The following is a 15,724-nucleotide window of genomic DNA, read 5'->3' on the forward strand; positions in this document are numbered from 1 at the left end:
CGTCTAAGTTCATTGTTACAATTATTCAAAAGCTCTATTGAGCGGTAATGACGATATTATCGAGATAGACATTGTCGTTATCTTCAGAGGCATCACATACGAACCTAATGTTTACGTTGGTTGTGAAACTGTAGCTTCCGCTATCGAGAATGACTTGCGGAAATGCGCGAACGTCGTTTGTGAAAGTCGTACCGGAAATATACGTAGCGACAGTCGTCCAACTGGCCCCGTTATTATCGCTGAACTGAACCCAGAAATCCTCTCCCGCTTCCATGCCCCTTGGGTAATATGAAAAACCGATCGTGAGTTGCGTCCGAGAAGAGAGATCAAGGGGCGACTCCAGCAACACCGACGCATCATCACCGGTATCATCCCGTATGTTCAGGCTGTACGAACCAATGGCATACGACGCATTGTCCAGCCGTCTCGAGTCGACACCATTACCGCCTTCAGTCCAGCTCCCCCACCCTGCATTATCTAAAGCGTCCTCAAAATCATCATGGGTCAGCACCTCAATCCCCGTGGAAGCATCCACAATGATTTCCAGTGTTGCGGCATCACTTCCACCAATCGCTTCAACCCGCACATCGAATTGATTGGTGCCGACATTGCCGACCAGCGGCGTCCCACTGAGTGCGCCGTTTGTTGCCACATGCAGCCAAACCGGGCCAGACACCTTGGAGAAGGTCAACGGATCGGACTCCGGGTCGGAGGCATCACCCGAAATCGAACTGTTGTAAGCAACGTCTTTAACGGCATTCGGCTTGCTGAACGGATCAGCTGTAAAGGAAGGTGCAAAATTGAATGGGCCACTTTCATCGACCAGCAGCTTGATGAACAACTGTTCGTTCGTGGTTCCAATCGATGTTGCATTGGTTCCCATCAAGCCATCACTGGCCAGAACATCAACGATATCGTTTGTCGCCCATACTCCACCCTGTAAGTTCGTCGTGGAAACCACACGGGCAATGAGCGAATTGTCGTTGCGGAGATAAAAGGAGTAATCCCCGGAAGCTGCATTGAAAAAGGGCAGCAAGCCTTCATCCGCCGGATTGGTCGGATTGCCACCAAAGATATATTCGCCCCAGTCGGTCAACCGATCAACATCCGCGTTGTTGGTCCTCACCCCGCTCAACTCATACTCGGACACAAAGCTGTTCCACAACGGATTGTCGCTGCCGGTATTTTCCAGGCGAAGCAGCAGTACATCCTGCGGCGCCATAACAACCACATTTGTGCCTGTCTGGCCGGTAATAAGATTGGTCACTGAGCCCAGTTCCGATGTGGAGAGAGATACCACGCGCGGATCCTGGCTCAGGTTAATCAGCGAAACGATTTGGACGCCGCTGACGAGGTCTTCTGACTGGGCGCAGATCACGCCATAACTCTTACCACTGTTCGTGTCAGTGATTGAGCATTGAACCGGCTGATCCGGCTTGCGCGAAACCAGGACCGCCTCGAAGTCGGCCGCCATAGTATAGACCGCCTCGTTGTGGCTGACGGATGTACAATTGGTCAGGCTGGTGCCGCCGGCCCGAACGGCACCAAGCTCAGTCTTCATGAAGCAGCTTGCCGAATCCACGAGTACGATCTCGCCGCCCTCAGACTTAAAGCTCTCCAACGCGGCCAGATCGGCGGCGGAAATATATTCGGTACGGGGAACGATCACGGTCTGCATCGCGTTTGACACCGACGCAAGTTCAGTCGGCGTGGTGAAACCCACGGGAACGTTGAGCAGCTTCAGCGCTTCGAATACATCCGTCATGTTGTCGGAATAGGTGTTGTCCTGGATGGCGGAGTCCTTGTTGTAGTATACGATGTAATGGCGAAGCTCCGGAACCATTGAGGCAAAGGTGTCTGCATGAGCATTGATTTCCTTCATCGTTCGACCGAACGCATTCATCATGATCGGCTCAACAGCCGGACCGCCGACAAATTCAACCCGCTGCCGATATCCATTGCGAACGGCGGGATCACTACTCGTGTAGTTCCGGTTCCAGAACCAGGCGTTGATGCTGCTCAGCCCTTGCTGGGCGGACATCCAGAGAATCGCGCGGACATATTCCTCTTCCATGTGAAAATCGCGCCAGCGCGTTCCGAGGAAACCGTGCCATTCGGAATCAAGATAGGGCTTGTCCGGACTCATGGACTTGATGAAATCCATCATGACGGCTTGGTTGCGCCATTCAAACGCATAGCGGTTTTTCCAGTCGTCATTTTCGCGGTTTTCGTATTCGGACTTCAGCGGCGTGCATTGGCTGTCCGAACCGGGAAGATCGACCATTTTGGACAGGTATTCATAGTCAATGCCTTGATCCTGATACGGGGTATGGATGGATCCTTCTCCCCAGACCTTAATGTGTGTGGAAGGAGTCGAATCTATAGACTTAACAGAATCATTCAGGAACGTATGCCAGTCGTTGACGCGCTCCTGATTAAACTTGCACCAGTCATACCAGATGGGGCCGCCCTGAAGGGTTTCACTGACACCATCGTTTACAACATAATTCGCGGTCGATGCCTGCGCGAAACTGGCATAACCGGTTCCGTAAACCGCATTCAGGTTGCTGAACGTCGAATATTTATCCGCCAGCCAGACGGCAAAATTATCGTAGGTATAGGATGACACATTATGCCTAGAATCCCCATTGCCCTGGCGGATGGGAAAGCGCGGCTCGTTGTTGAGCAGGTGATACCGAAGGCCCGTACCGAGTTCAGACAACGCGGGGGCCATCACCTTATTGAACAGGTTGCTCTCCCACTGACGCACCAGCGGACTGTCAATGTCGTATTCGTTGAAGAAGCGGTATCCGTCGCCAAGAACCGTCTCCGGATAATCCCACATCCAATGGTTTGTTGTAACGTTGCCCACCACGGTTGCATGCCAGAATTCCACCGGGGATGCGCCTTCTGAGGCTAGGTTTTTCACATCGTTCACCACGGCGTTATTGTTCGCCGTATTCGTATCCGTCATGTTCCAGTAGAGCCCGTAAAACGACGCCCCCATGCGACCAAAAGCCTGCCAGATGTCTTCATCGTTTTCCGGTTGCCAGAAGAAGCGGCTAGGAATCACCTTCTGGCCATCCAGCTCATAATGAGCGTTGTTCAACGTCATCGTTCCGGTCGAAAAATCCGGAGGATCCTGCAATTCGATTGCCCCATCGATCTGCTGCTGAAGTTCATTGGTTGCCGCCTGAGCAATTTCAAGACAGTCAGCTAATTCATCAAATGGCAGACCGGCAGCCCCATAAGCAGCATATACAGGATCTGCTGTGGCAAAGATGGCTTTTTCCGTATAGGCATAGTCAATTTTATCAGGATTAGCCCTGTCCCATGGAGCATACTCGTCTTTAAACAGCTCAAGCGTCACCTGAGTCACCTGGGCATAGTCAGTGTTGACTCCAAGGCCCTCTGCCGTAGCCATTTGATTGGTCAGCGCCGAATAGACCGCTTCAACCTGGTTGGAAAGCGAAATATAGGCGGCATCATTGGTCTCCCCGAAATAAATCCCGGCATATGAAAAAGAAGATCCAAACACCACCAAGGCAGACACTGAAACTATCAATAGGCTTAACCGGTTGCTCATCAAATTCACCTGCTATTTGGCCCAGTAGGCTTTCTTTTCCTGGCCAGAAGCGATTCCATCGCCATTTGCATCGATCGTACTGAACAGCGTTTCCACTTTAGACAGGTCCCAGTTCCATCCGTTCTTATCCCATTTGGCTTTTTCCTGGGCCACGAACATTTCTTTAGTGGAATCGCCCTTCTTCAGCTTAACTCCGGCCGGGGCCGAAGGCATGGCCGCCTTCGGAGCGGCAGACTGTTCCGTGATGTATTTGACCGGGGCCAGCGAAGGCGCGCCAATATCCGGGCTGAAGGTTTTGTCGAAGCGGGGCATGTTGTTTTTCTTCCACTCATCCCGCGCTTGGCCGGCGTGGAACCAAAGCGGCTGGACATGCGTACCGCTCCACCCTTCGGCCTTTTTGACCATCTCCTGAACGCGTTCCGGATGCTGGGTGGCCAGATCGTTGTTCTCGCCTGGATCTTCATCAATGTTGAACAACCGCCAAGGCTGTCCGCCATAACGAGTGACTTTCCAGTCGTCGCGACGGGCGCTCACATCGCTGTAGCTGTTGCGGTGGCGCATCGAATAGATCATCTCGCCCTTGCGCGGGCTGGTTCCTTTTTTCAGATCGGCCATAATGTCTTTGCCGTCGAGCTCCTTGCCCTTCGGAAGCTTTGTTCCGGCAAGCTGCACAAAAGTCGGGTAGAAATCCAACGCGCTGACAGGATGGTTGAAGGTTTGCACCGGAACGTTGTCCGGCCAATGGAAAAACATCGGCACGCGGAAGCCGCCCTCGAAGGTATCGCCCTTCTGTCCACGCAGCGGAGCGTTGGAGGCGCCCTGCGACGGCTTGCCGCCGTTGTCGCTGAGGAAAATGATCAGCGTGTTGTCATACTGTCCGTTCTTTTTCAGGCTATCGACAATGCGGGCCACGCCGCGGTCGACCGCATAGACCATCGCCGCATAGGTCCGGCGCTTCGGATTTGCAATATCGGAAAAGACTGCCAGATCTTCGTCGGAGGCTTCCATCGGCGAGTGCGGCGCGTTGTAGGCGAGATAGAGAAAGAACGGCTGTTTTTTCTTTTGGGCCGCAGTGTCAATGAAGCGGATCGCTTCGCCGGTCAGCTCATCGGTGAGGTATCCCTTGGGCGTCACCTGTTCGCCGTTGTGTTCCAGCGGCAGGACATACTCATTAATGCGCTCGACTCCGGCCTTGTTCTGCCGTTCATAAATGCCTGCATATTTTTCGGGAAAATACATGTGCCCGCCACCGAGGAAACCATAAAAATCGTCAAACCCGCGCGTATTAGGATGGAACGGCTTGTCGATGCCGAGGTGCCACTTGCCGATGGCGCCGGTGAAATAACCCGCGTCTTGAAGCACGGTGCTTATGAGGGTCTCCTCCTCCGGGATTCCGAGGGAATCGTATTCGGTCAACCCTTCCTGGAAGGGAGGATGATTGAACTGCCCGCCAAACTCATGCGGGTAGCGCCCGGAAAGCAGTCCCATGCGGCTCGGTCCGCAAAACGGATGAGCAACATAGGCCGAGGTGCAAACCGTGCCGGCTGCCGCCAGTTTGTCGAGTGCCGGCGTGCGGATATCCTTCGCACCGTTAAAACCGACATCGGCGTAGCCAAGGTCGTCGCACATAACAATTAAAATGTTCGGTCTTGCCGAAGGGGCTGCCGCATAACTGCTCAGAGCGGCGGCAAGTAGGACGATAATGTGCAATGGTCTGTTCATGACTTCTCCTGCTGGTTGTCTAAGAATTAACAGAGAAGTTACTAAAACATCGTCAAAGCAGTCTACTAGTCATGTGAATAGGTGGGGAAGCAACCTAGATAATTCCTGGTTACAGGCCAAGTCCCCCACCGGGCGCCACGACGGAGCGGCCCAGAACCCGCGTTAGATAATACCCGCCCGCAGGGCTTTGGCCACGGCACCGGTCTGGGACTGGACGTTCAGCTTTTGATAGATATTGCCCAGATGAAAGGCCGCCGTGGCACGGCTGACGTCGAGTTTGGCGGCAATTTCCTTTACGGAAAGCCCTTCGGCCAAAAGCTCCAGCACTTCGATTTCGCGGTCGGTCAGGCCGAATTCATCAGGTGCCGGTTTTTTCAGCTCTTCCAAAACAATCTTGGCAATGCCCGGGCTCAACGCCGCCCCGCCAACAAAAACCTGTTGGAGGCCGTCGACGATTTCACGAATGGTGGACGATTTCAGCAGATAACCCGCCGCTCCGGCATCCAGCGACTGCAGCACCTTTTCCTTGTCCTCCATCACAGTCAGCACAATCACGGTCACATCCGGCGCAATTTCCTTCAGCCGCTGAATCCCTTCGACCCCGCCCATCTCGGGCAGCCCCAAATCCATCAAAACCAGATCCGGATGGGTGTCTTCCTGAATTGCTTCCAGAAACGGAATGCAGGACGGAAACACGCGGCTGCAGGTGATATGCTCTTCCCGGCCCAGCGAGCGCTGCAGGTTGCGCCGGTAGCCCCCGTCGTCTTCCACAATCCATATATTGATCGGTATCATCTTCACTCCGTTCAGAACATTGAATATTGAACACGGAACTCCAAATTTCGAAGTAAAACCCTTCTGCATTCCATGTTCATTATTCTTTATTCTGCGGTTTCAACTGATACTGCCCTGCAGTTTCAGTTGGAGGTTTTGTACAAGTGGTCCGTCTGCTTCAGCAAGGCGCAGAGCGGAACGGTTAAGGCTGTCGTGGTGCCCTTGCCGGGAGCCGATTCCATCGTCATTTCGCCACCGAGTTCCTTGGCCCGTTTCTGCATGCTTTCAAGCCCCCACCCATCCCGGATCTCATCTGGGTTAAAGCCGCATCCATCATCTTGCACGAGTAACTTAAACTGATCGCTGCTGACCGAAAATGCAATCTGAACCTTTGTTGCTCCGGAGTGCCGGGCGCAGTTGTGCACCACTTCCTTGAAAAACATGATTAGATGGCGCTTGAACGTAAGCGATACTTCACGGTCAGGGCAATCCGCTGGCATTTCAACCACCAGCTCAATGCCGCTAAGAACCCGCTCCGCCCGCTCCTTCATTTTCTGGATCAGGTTCGGCAAACGGATCGAGGTTTGGTCTATCACCCAAACCACGTCGCGCAGCGATGCCGAGGCTTCGCGAGCCAGCAGCAGCAGATCGATCAGATCCTCCCTCGAATTCTCGTCGCGGACATCGCATTCCAGCCGTTCGGCCGTAAGCGCAATGCTGCCCAAATTACTGCCCACTTCATCGTGCAGGTCGCGAGCGATGCGCCACTTTAAATTTTTCAACGCCTTTTTCCGCTGCACCACCGCCAAAACCGCTACGGATAAGGCTCCCAACACCAGCAGCAAAACCAGGCTCAGTCCTGTAATCTGCCAGAACTGCTTCCACCGGAATTGCAGCGCCTTTTCAACTTCAACCAGCTCTGCAAGAGTGCTCGACAAATGGTTCCGCTCCTCAATTCGATCAAGCCAATCCAGCAAAAACATGACCGGAAGCCCGTCGGACTCCCCGTCCATCATCAGGCCGGCTCCGGCCTCCGCCCCGGCGGGGAAGCCCTCCAGCGCGACGGCCTTTATGGGATAGGTCTCCTGCAACCGGGACACATGAATCTCGCCCATCGCAAAGGTAGGCTGCCCATTGTGCAGGGGCAGATCCTTAATATAAATACGCAACCAACGGCCGGCCATATCGGAGCCTTGCAGACGCACTGCATTATTGCCGGGCCGGAGCCTCCCCCACTTTTTCGGAAGCGGACGAATCCTATCGCGCTGGCCCGATTCAGATTCCCGCACAATTTCCATGCGGACATCCCCGGGAAATCCATAGCCGGGAATCAATATTCCATCCGGTGCCTGAGCCGGAAACAAGGTAACCCAGCCCAGCCTCTGATTCATGCCGAGGTCCACTTCAATCACACAACCGTTGGGCGGCTGGGCGTCAAAGACCACCGAAAAATCAGGTGCTTCATTTTTGGGAAGGGCTTCCCTTCGCACATCAAGCGGGAGCCCCAAGCTGGTTTTCTGGTCGATCAGATATTCTTTATCCCAGTATGGCGGCGAGGCATATTCAGAACCGGCAATCACCTTGTCGCATTGGTGGGCCGTCGCCCCCATCACACCGAACAGTTCGTCCAGCGCAAACACCTCGCGTCCGCCGTCCTCACAGCCGCTAAAGACCTCAATCAGCACCGTACGCGCCTTGGGCTGAACCACATCAAGAATCAGTGGGAAACGGCCCGGATCCGGACAGTCGGAATCCATCCACTCTTTGACCACCTCCACCGCGCCCTCGTCATCCACGCTCAACACCCGGAAGCGCTTCGGAAAGCCATAGCTGCCCGAAAGTCCGAACCGGTGGTCGATGGCAGGAACCAGAATAACCTGCGACAACGAGATATAGGGTTTGAACCGCAGTTCAAGCGTCCAGCGCGGCTGCTCCGGGAGTGAATCAAGCAAAGGAAGATAGCCGCCGTGATAGCCATAGGCATCGAGTTGCAGGGTTTCTTCCAGACGCGGAAGCTGGGCAATCTCTGCGCGAATGGCACTGCCGTCCGCCTTTAGCTGCTTACACGTCTTCGGAATCTCAAACAGAGAAACCTCTGCCGCACACCACATCGACGACAGCCCTGCAATCAGGAAGAACAACCTAGAACAACCGAGTTTCATTCACCCTGTTTACACGTTTTAAAGCCGCGAACCAATCCGCTATTTGGTTCATAAAGCGCGCTCAGCCCGCGACGTGTTTCACTTTTTCGATGGGGCAGCCACCTGACCGGCAAAAGCAATACGGATGGGATACGCCATACCGTGCTTCGGCTGCTTCTCCGGCATCTGGATTTCCAGCCCCTGCTCCGTGACCTCCCATTTGGGCTTGCGCCACTTGCCGAGCAACTTGACGGATTTAATGCCGGAAAGATCTGCACCCGCCAGCGTTTTAATGACGGCTTTTTCACCCGGCCAATCAAGAAAGGTGGCGTAGAGCACGGTGTTTTCCTTATTGCGGGTAAAGCGGATATCCTCGCAGGTCGCCGTCATTTTCTTACGGCCGTAATCATCCTTCTCCAACCATTGATCCCCGACTTCTCCAAACACTTCATACGGCCGGGTCGCATAAACGGCCTCTCCGCAAACCTCCAGCCATGCGCCCAGCTCGCGCATCATGACCTGTTGATCTTCCGGGAAGGTGCCGTCGGCCTTCGGTGCAAAAGAAAGCATCAGCACGCCGCGCTTGCTGATGATGTCCATCAGCTGATCCACAATCAGATTGGTCGGCTTGATCGCCACGCCGGGAACATAGCCCCAATTGTGATCATTGTAGACACAGTCATCGGTCTGCCAAACCATGTCGGCAATTTGATCCATGCCGCCGCGCTCAAAATCGCGCACGGCGGAGCCGGGCTTGAAGGTCTTCCAGTTTTTATAGTTCAGCACTACGTTGGGAGCGCCGTATTCACCTTGTCCAAACTTGACCGCATTGTTGTAGTAGTGGGCGGCAAACTCCTTGCGACGCGACTCAAACTCGGGCGGATTCATGCCCCAGTCAAAATAGTAAAGGTCGGGCTTATACATATCGGCCAGCTCCTCCGTGCGTGCCAGCCAACGGTCGAGATCGCGCTCGCTGGGCTTGATCAAATTGCGCGAACGATCAAACCATTTCCAGCGGCCCTTGCCCTCCTGCTCTTCGGGCCGGACGGTTACTTTATCCAGCCCTTCCGGCACAATCGGGTTACCGTAGAGATCTTCATAAGCCGGATCCTTCGCATCATAGCCGTTAATGTGGTTCCACTGGAAAAAGCCATAGTTCCAAGCCGTATGGTTGGAGACGCCAAACTTCAGACCCTTCTTCCGGACCGCCTTTTCAATCTCGCCGACCAGATCGCGCTTCGGCCCCATGTTGACCGAGTTCCATTTGCTCAGTTTCGTATCCCACAGGCAGAAGCTGTCATGGTGCGCCCCCATCATGGTGAAAAACTTGGCACCGCCTTCCACGCAAAGATCCGCCCACTCCTCGGCATTAAAGTGCTCGGCTTTGAACATGGGAATAAAATCCTTGTAGCCGAACTCGGAGGGATCGCCGTACGTCGCCTTGTGGTGCTCATGAATCGCCAGGCCCTGATTATGCCGGCTGCTCTGCCCCTCTTTGGAATACATCCACCGGCCGTACCATTCGCCCGCGTGATCGCCCATGAAAGCCGGAACGGAATAGACGCCCCAATGCACCCAAAAACCTAGCTTGGCATCCTCATACCACTCCGGCGCTTCATAGTTCAGCAACGATTCCCATTCGGGTTTGTAGCTTTCCCCAAATACAGGAACAACCAGACTTCCCATCAGCAAACAGATCATTATTTTCATTACAACGCACCCTCCGAAAGACGGACTATAATTTTCAATTTCCCTCGAACCGCGACATCAGCGGGAAACTTTATATCCAACCGTTTCAGCCCTTTAATTGTTCGATCAAGTTCAAGAGGCGGAGGGTCAAGCGACACCACCGACACCGCCAGACCGGGATGCGACAGATTCTCCAACCTCAGCGTCTTTCCGTCCTGACGCAATAAAGCACCGCCCTCGACGAGCTCCACGTTGGCCGTCGTCATGAGTTGCCAAACAACCTCTTCGGTCCGGTCTGAAATTTTAAGATCGTCTTCTATCGACAGAGAGTACGGGCTATCCTTTATAAAACGGCGCAACGCCTGTTTCATGTTATCGCCATAAACCGCCGACAAATCGAACGCAGCCTCCGGCCGAGCACCGACTTGGAAACCAATGAGCGGCGCGAAGCCTTCGTTCTCAAACAACTCGCCGTTGACGGTCAGGGTGCTGTGGCCAAAGTTGTTTTTGGTCAGCAAGGTCCAGCGGTCGCTGCCCTGCCCCTTGCCCCAAAGGTCAAAGCCGGTTTTTTCCAATGCGTGGTAACTCTGGTTCCCGGGATCAACCACCCACCGCACGCCGTTCAACTCGAAGACAAAGGAACCCGCATCCATATTGCCGTGGCTGGTGGTGGCCTTGCCTCCCTTTCCGCCAAAGTAATATTGGTGCTCATCATTTTCATCCCCGGTGAAAATAACGATCGGGTTCTCGCCCTCCCCTTTCCATGCGGAAGGAACCTTTTCCTCGCCGCGTTCTTCATATTGGGAAAGCCAGGCCATGCCGGCGCCATCCAGCCGTTCGAGCTTGCCCATATCCTTGGGGGAACGCAGAAACCGCTCCCGTTCAAAAAAGGCCTTGTTGCCGGTTTTGGCGGCAAACCACGCCAAGGCAACGTCGCCGTCCGGACTGCGTTTATCTCCGCAATCCGCATAGTTGTAGTACCACCCCGAGGGTGCATTGCAGAGCGACCGGAAGATGGCGCTCTCTTTGAAGCCCGGATAGTCCAGATGCCCAAAGTCATCCCCGAAGGCGCTTTCAAGCATGGCGGCCGTGGTCACAGAAAAGCGGGTCGCATATCCCCAGTAGGTTGATCCTTCGGGATACACTCCGTCTGGCATGTAGGCCTTCAGCGCATTCGGCAGCGCATCAATCGACCGTTTGATGGTCTCGGCAGCCAGCTCGGGATGCCCGTCCGCCAAGGCAATGGACGCGGCAATCATTCCGCCGTTGCAGACCTGGTTCCAGTTGTTGCCGCCACTAACGATCCGTGCCTTGGGTTTTCCATCGGCCAGCAAACCTTTTTTGAGCAAAGCGTCCGTCACTGTTTTAACTGTCGTATCAGGCAGCGCACCGTGCGTCCAATCCAACGCCAAGGCCACGGCCATCGACATCTCCGCCACATCCAGGAAATGTTTTGGATTCCAATCTTCAAACCTACAGACGGCTAGAACCTCGTCGTTGATACGGTTCAGCGTTCGCGGCTCACCTTCCACCAGATAGACCACGCCGAGCATGTTGATCCGGTAGAGCATTTCGCGCGAGGTTCCCAGCAATCGCCGACCCACCATCTTGCGCTCCAGCAACGGTTGATCATGTATCTTTTCGGCATTCAGCCGGATGGCCGCATACATGTTTTGTAACACGGGGTCGGTTTTAACCTTTCCCTTCAGGCGGAAAACAAGGGCCGGGGTGAAAACCAACCGCGGATGACCTTCCCGCAGATTCGCCTTCAAATATTCCACCGACATCGGGTTGTCGAGCTTTGGAAGCTCCCCCGCCCACGTCTGTCCCAAAGCGACTACAGCAACACAGCCCAAAACCAATCTGTTCATCATTCCACTTCCTGTTTAGTTAAAGCCTTAACAACGTGCAGTGGACGACCTCCGCCCCTTCCGCAGCGCTCATGGCGGACACACGGCGCAAGCTTAGTGCGCATCTGCAACCAGCAGCAGGCGCACATCGCATGGGTTCAGCTCAATGCGGTTCTGTTCCTCCCGATGCTTAATCAAGTTGGCCACCTTCATTTCCGGAGGAATCAAAACGACGCGCGGATCTTTGCTGATGTTGTTCAACACCAAAATGAGCTTTCCCGTCGTTGGATCTATTGCTTGATTGATCATTACGCCGTGGGCCTTCTTGCCGGCCGGATCGGTTATCTTAATTCCCAGCGGCAGGGCCGGTGCAATCGAAGCCAAGGCTGGTTCAAATGCATCAGCCAGCTCCATCGCATTCCCCATCGGAAGCGATGCAAAGGGAGCGCGGACTCCTTCGCCGGACTGGGCGGCGCCCAGCTCGGTTTTCAGGAAGCTTTGCTCCGACCCAACCATGACCACGCTTCCTGTAAAGGAACTGAGGGAATCCAAGCTAGCGTCCAAAACATAGGGAGTTGGCGGAACGATGACGGTTTGCGTTTCCGGATCAAGGTTGGCGATTTCCGTCGGTGTGGTGAAGCCGACATTCAGGTTCAGCAGCTTCAGCGCTTCATAGACATCCTTGAAAGCGGAGGTGTAGTTTTCATCCTGGATCGCAGATTCTTCGCAGTAGTAGATCAGGAAGTCACGACGCGTTGGAACTGAGGCGACAATGTGTTCAGCGTGGGCATTGAGCTCCTTCATCGTCCGGCCGAAAGCATCCACCGCAATCGGCTGCGTGGCCAGTTCGCCGATATGGTCGGCCTTCGGGCTCAGTGCGCCGTCTTCGCCGCGCCCCCACAACCAAGGCTTGATCATGCCCATGCCGTGCGTGAAAGCCAGCCAAAGCGATGACCGGACATACTCGCGGCTCAGATTAAAGTTCCGCCAGCTGACCGCGCCGAAGCCGTGCCATTCGGAATCGTAGAACACCTTGTCCGGGCAGAGCGATTTGGAAAAATCCAGATACATGGACTGCTCGCTCCAATCGTAGGCATAGTGCGCCTGCCACCCGGTCTCCGGATCCATGCCTTCCTCGTGTTTGCCGTAAAACTCAGAACCCCGAGGGGCCACGCGCAGGTCGGCACCAACCACATCCTGCAGCTTCGTGAGGTATTCCAGATCCATCCCGCCGTCGCGCGTATTTCGGGAAAGAGTGAAGCCGAGCATCTTGATCGACATCGGCGCCTTGCGTCCGTTGTCGTTGGCCTGACTCTGTTCTTTCAGATAGGTAAACCAATCACTGACGCGCTCCTGGTTAAAGCGGTTCCAGTCGTACCAGACCGGCGTGCCGCGCAGCTTCTTGTCGATCTGCCGCTTCTCAACGGGAAGATCATGAAAAAGAACCTGATCCCATCCTGCATGCGATGATCCATAAACCGTGTTGAGCGCGCCGATGGTTTTGTATTTGCTCTCCAGCCAGCGCTGGAACTTTTTAATCGTAATGTCCGACAGCCCGTTACTCGCTTTCCACGAGCCCTTGGCCGTCGCGAAGTGCGGCTCGTTGGCCACCAGATGCATCATCGGCTGGCTGCTGCAGGCCTTGCTCAACTCTGGCAGCATGCCTTCGCACATATCCTTGATCCACCCGCGAACCAGCGGGCTGTCGATGTCGTACTGGGTAAAGTTGCGCCCGCCGTGCAGAATTTCCGGATGCTGTTCCCGCTGCCAGCGCCCCGGCGTATGCCCCATCAGGAAAACGATCGGCGCTGTGTTCAGCCCAGCCTGCTCTTTAGTCCGCTCAATGGAGCGTTGCAAAGTGCGCTCGCTGGGGGTGCCATCCTGCTCCAACTGGGAAATCTGCAGATAGCCCCCGCCCAGATAACCGAAAGCATTCAAATACGGTTCAGTCTTCGGCGTCCAGACCAGCGTACTCGGAAAAACCGGCCGGCCATCCAGCTGATACGCCCCCTTGCCCAGATTCATCTGCCCTTGGGTAAAATCGGGAGGGATCGTCAGCTTGATCTGGTGGGCCAGCTGCAGCCGCAGTTCGGCCATGGCGTTGTCGGCAATATCGACGCACGCCTCAAGCTCGGTCACCGGCAGCCGTTCCGTATGCACCGGATCAATCTTCTTATAGTGGTTAAAGCTTTGGAAGATGCTGCGCACCTTGCCCATATGGTCGTGGTCGTGCTGCGCCGCCTGCTGGAAGATGCCGATCACATGATAGGAGGTTTCAGCATAGTCGGTGCAAACATTCTTTCGCTGCGCCTCGCGAATCATGGATGCCAGAGCGGTCTGGCGGGCCTCAACCTGTTGAGTCAGATGCTTCCACTCCATATCGGCAAAAGCATTCGCCGCAAAAAACGCGCAACCAACGACAACCCTCAACAACCAACGCCTTCCGCACTTAAACCCTTTCATACACTCGTTCCTTTGTCTAAAAACAATTCGTTCCCAGCCTGCGCTTTGCACCTGCGCCCTTTCCGGGAGCGAAGCCGTCTTTACTTAATCAGAATCGGGTTTGTAGTCAGATGTGACGTAGCTCTCCACCTCTTCCAAGCCGGAAACCGTTTTATATTCACCCTTGCACAAACCGGCGAGAGTATTGAACTTTCCATCGTTTTCGCTGTAGTCGCCAGCATCACCACCCTGCTGGACAAACTGGATAACGTTGAAGGAAAAATCGATCTTTGGCTTTTTACTTTTCTTTTTAGATCCAAAGCCGCTGGTGGTTTGAATTTCCTTCGGCTTGTATTTTTCGCGGGTCAACATAAACGCTTCAGCAAAATCCCGCGGCGTGAAGTAATACCATTCAGGAACCGGCGGCCGCTGCATTCCATCAAAATATTCCTTCATGATGGTCCACTCATTACGCGCCAGCACTTTGGGGGGCTCGTCGTTGGCTTTGCGCTGTTCATTTTCCTCATCCAGCATCTTAAGCCCTTTCTTGTAGGCCTCAGCCCACTTTTTCCCTGCCGAAGTTTCGTTCCATTCCTCGCGGGACATGGTTTTGGAGATGGAAACGCGCTGGTTTCCCCATGTATTCACCAGCAAAAAAATGGTGTCCGCCTGCTGTGCATGCGCAAGCATCGCGGCATTGAACCATTTATGGGGCCTGCTTGTACTTTTTCCACCCACTTTCTTAGTGTCGGCAAAGACTCCAATGTTCATGTTGTCATTATTACGAACTCCGCCCTTTCCCAATGTCTGCAAGCCGTAGTCGTCTGCGCCCATACCCTTTTTGACGGAGTTGAGCGGCATGATCCACTCTTTCATTCTGCTCGCATTCGCACCGCTCGCGGGCACCATTGTCGGGAAGGCCAGAGCGACACCATTCCATTCGAATGCGGCCACATTAAACAGCGCCGTCGGGGGAAGCTCTTCCACAATCCGGATCAGTTCTTCTTTAATGATGGTGTAGGCGCGGATACCGCCCATACGGTCGTGCATCATTTCGGGAAACGAGTCAAGAATCAGGAAAATCTTCTCCCCCTTGCCTTTGACCCCGAAGATTTCGATTTCCGGCATCGAAAAGCCAACCCCGCCGGCGCCGCCAAGACCGGCACCGCCTGCGGAACCAATGCCGCCTTTGACACCGCTGATTTCCGGCATTTTAATGTCCGGCATGGTCTGGTTCATCTTCGGCTGAACGACGATGCGCTTGCGCAATTTAGGCTTCTGAACCCTCTTTTTCTTAATATTGACCGGAACTTGAAGCTTTTTCATCGCCATTTTCGGGCGTTTCACCGGCTTCGCCTCAAACTTTTGATCATCCCTTTGAATTACAGTAACCGCCACGAAGGAAAGCGCCACCAGAATCAGAACCGCGTGTATTCCCAGGCTGATGAGTGCCGCGCTCGATTTAGCATGTTTTGCAAAAAACCGTTTTTTCTGTGTCATGGTTCAATTTCCTCTTCACG

8 protein-coding genes are annotated in these 15,724 nt (G+C 54.4%); all 8 read right to left on the reverse strand.

The features are described 5' to 3' along the window. Positions 1 to 34: 34 nt before the first annotated feature. Entirely contained in the window at positions 35 to 3,586 is a 3,552-nt protein-coding gene (locus tag SCARR_RS12225) for a putative Ig domain-containing protein (RefSeq protein ID WP_136061856.1), read from the reverse strand. A gap of 12 nt (positions 3,587 to 3,598) precedes the next feature. Further along, positions 3,599 to 5,308, reverse strand: a complete 1,710-nt coding sequence (locus SCARR_RS12230; protein WP_136061857.1) for a sulfatase-like hydrolase/transferase — start codon at positions 5,306 to 5,308, stop codon at positions 3,599 to 3,601. A gap of 162 nt (positions 5,309 to 5,470) precedes the next feature. Continuing rightward, positions 5,471 to 6,103, reverse strand: a complete 633-nt coding sequence (locus SCARR_RS12235; RefSeq protein WP_168433269.1) for a response regulator transcription factor — start codon at positions 6,101 to 6,103, stop codon at positions 5,471 to 5,473. A 122-nt stretch (positions 6,104 to 6,225) separates the two neighbouring features. After that, a complete protein-coding gene (locus SCARR_RS12240; RefSeq protein ID WP_136061859.1) occupies positions 6,226 to 8,244 on the reverse strand; it encodes a sensor histidine kinase in 2,019 nt (672 codons plus the stop codon). 78 nt (positions 8,245 to 8,322) lie between these two features. Next, the gene (locus tag SCARR_RS12245) at positions 8,323 to 9,933 is read right to left on the reverse strand and encodes an alpha-L-fucosidase (RefSeq protein ID WP_136061860.1); all 1,611 of its coding nucleotides are present in this window, start codon (positions 9,931 to 9,933) and stop codon (positions 8,323 to 8,325) included. Next, positions 9,933 to 11,786, reverse strand: a complete 1,854-nt coding sequence (locus tag SCARR_RS12250) for a heparinase II/III domain-containing protein (RefSeq protein WP_136061861.1) — start codon at positions 11,784 to 11,786, stop codon at positions 9,933 to 9,935. Before SCARR_RS12250 ends, SCARR_RS12245 begins: the two co-directional genes overlap by 1 nt. Before the next feature lie 90 nt (positions 11,787 to 11,876). Further along, a complete protein-coding gene (locus SCARR_RS12255) occupies positions 11,877 to 14,225 on the reverse strand; it encodes a beta-galactosidase (RefSeq protein ID WP_136061862.1) in 2,349 nt (782 codons plus the stop codon). An 84-nt stretch (positions 14,226 to 14,309) separates the two neighbouring features. After that, positions 14,310 to 15,704: a vWA domain-containing protein gene (locus SCARR_RS12260; protein ID WP_136061863.1), complete on the reverse strand. Its 1,395-nt coding sequence runs from the start codon at positions 15,702 to 15,704 to the stop codon at positions 14,310 to 14,312. Positions 15,705 to 15,724: the final 20 nt, after the last annotated feature.

It is taken from the genome of Pontiella sulfatireligans, assembly GCF_900890705.1.
Classification (GTDB): Bacteria; Verrucomicrobiota; Kiritimatiellia; order Kiritimatiellales; family Pontiellaceae; genus Pontiella; species Pontiella sulfatireligans.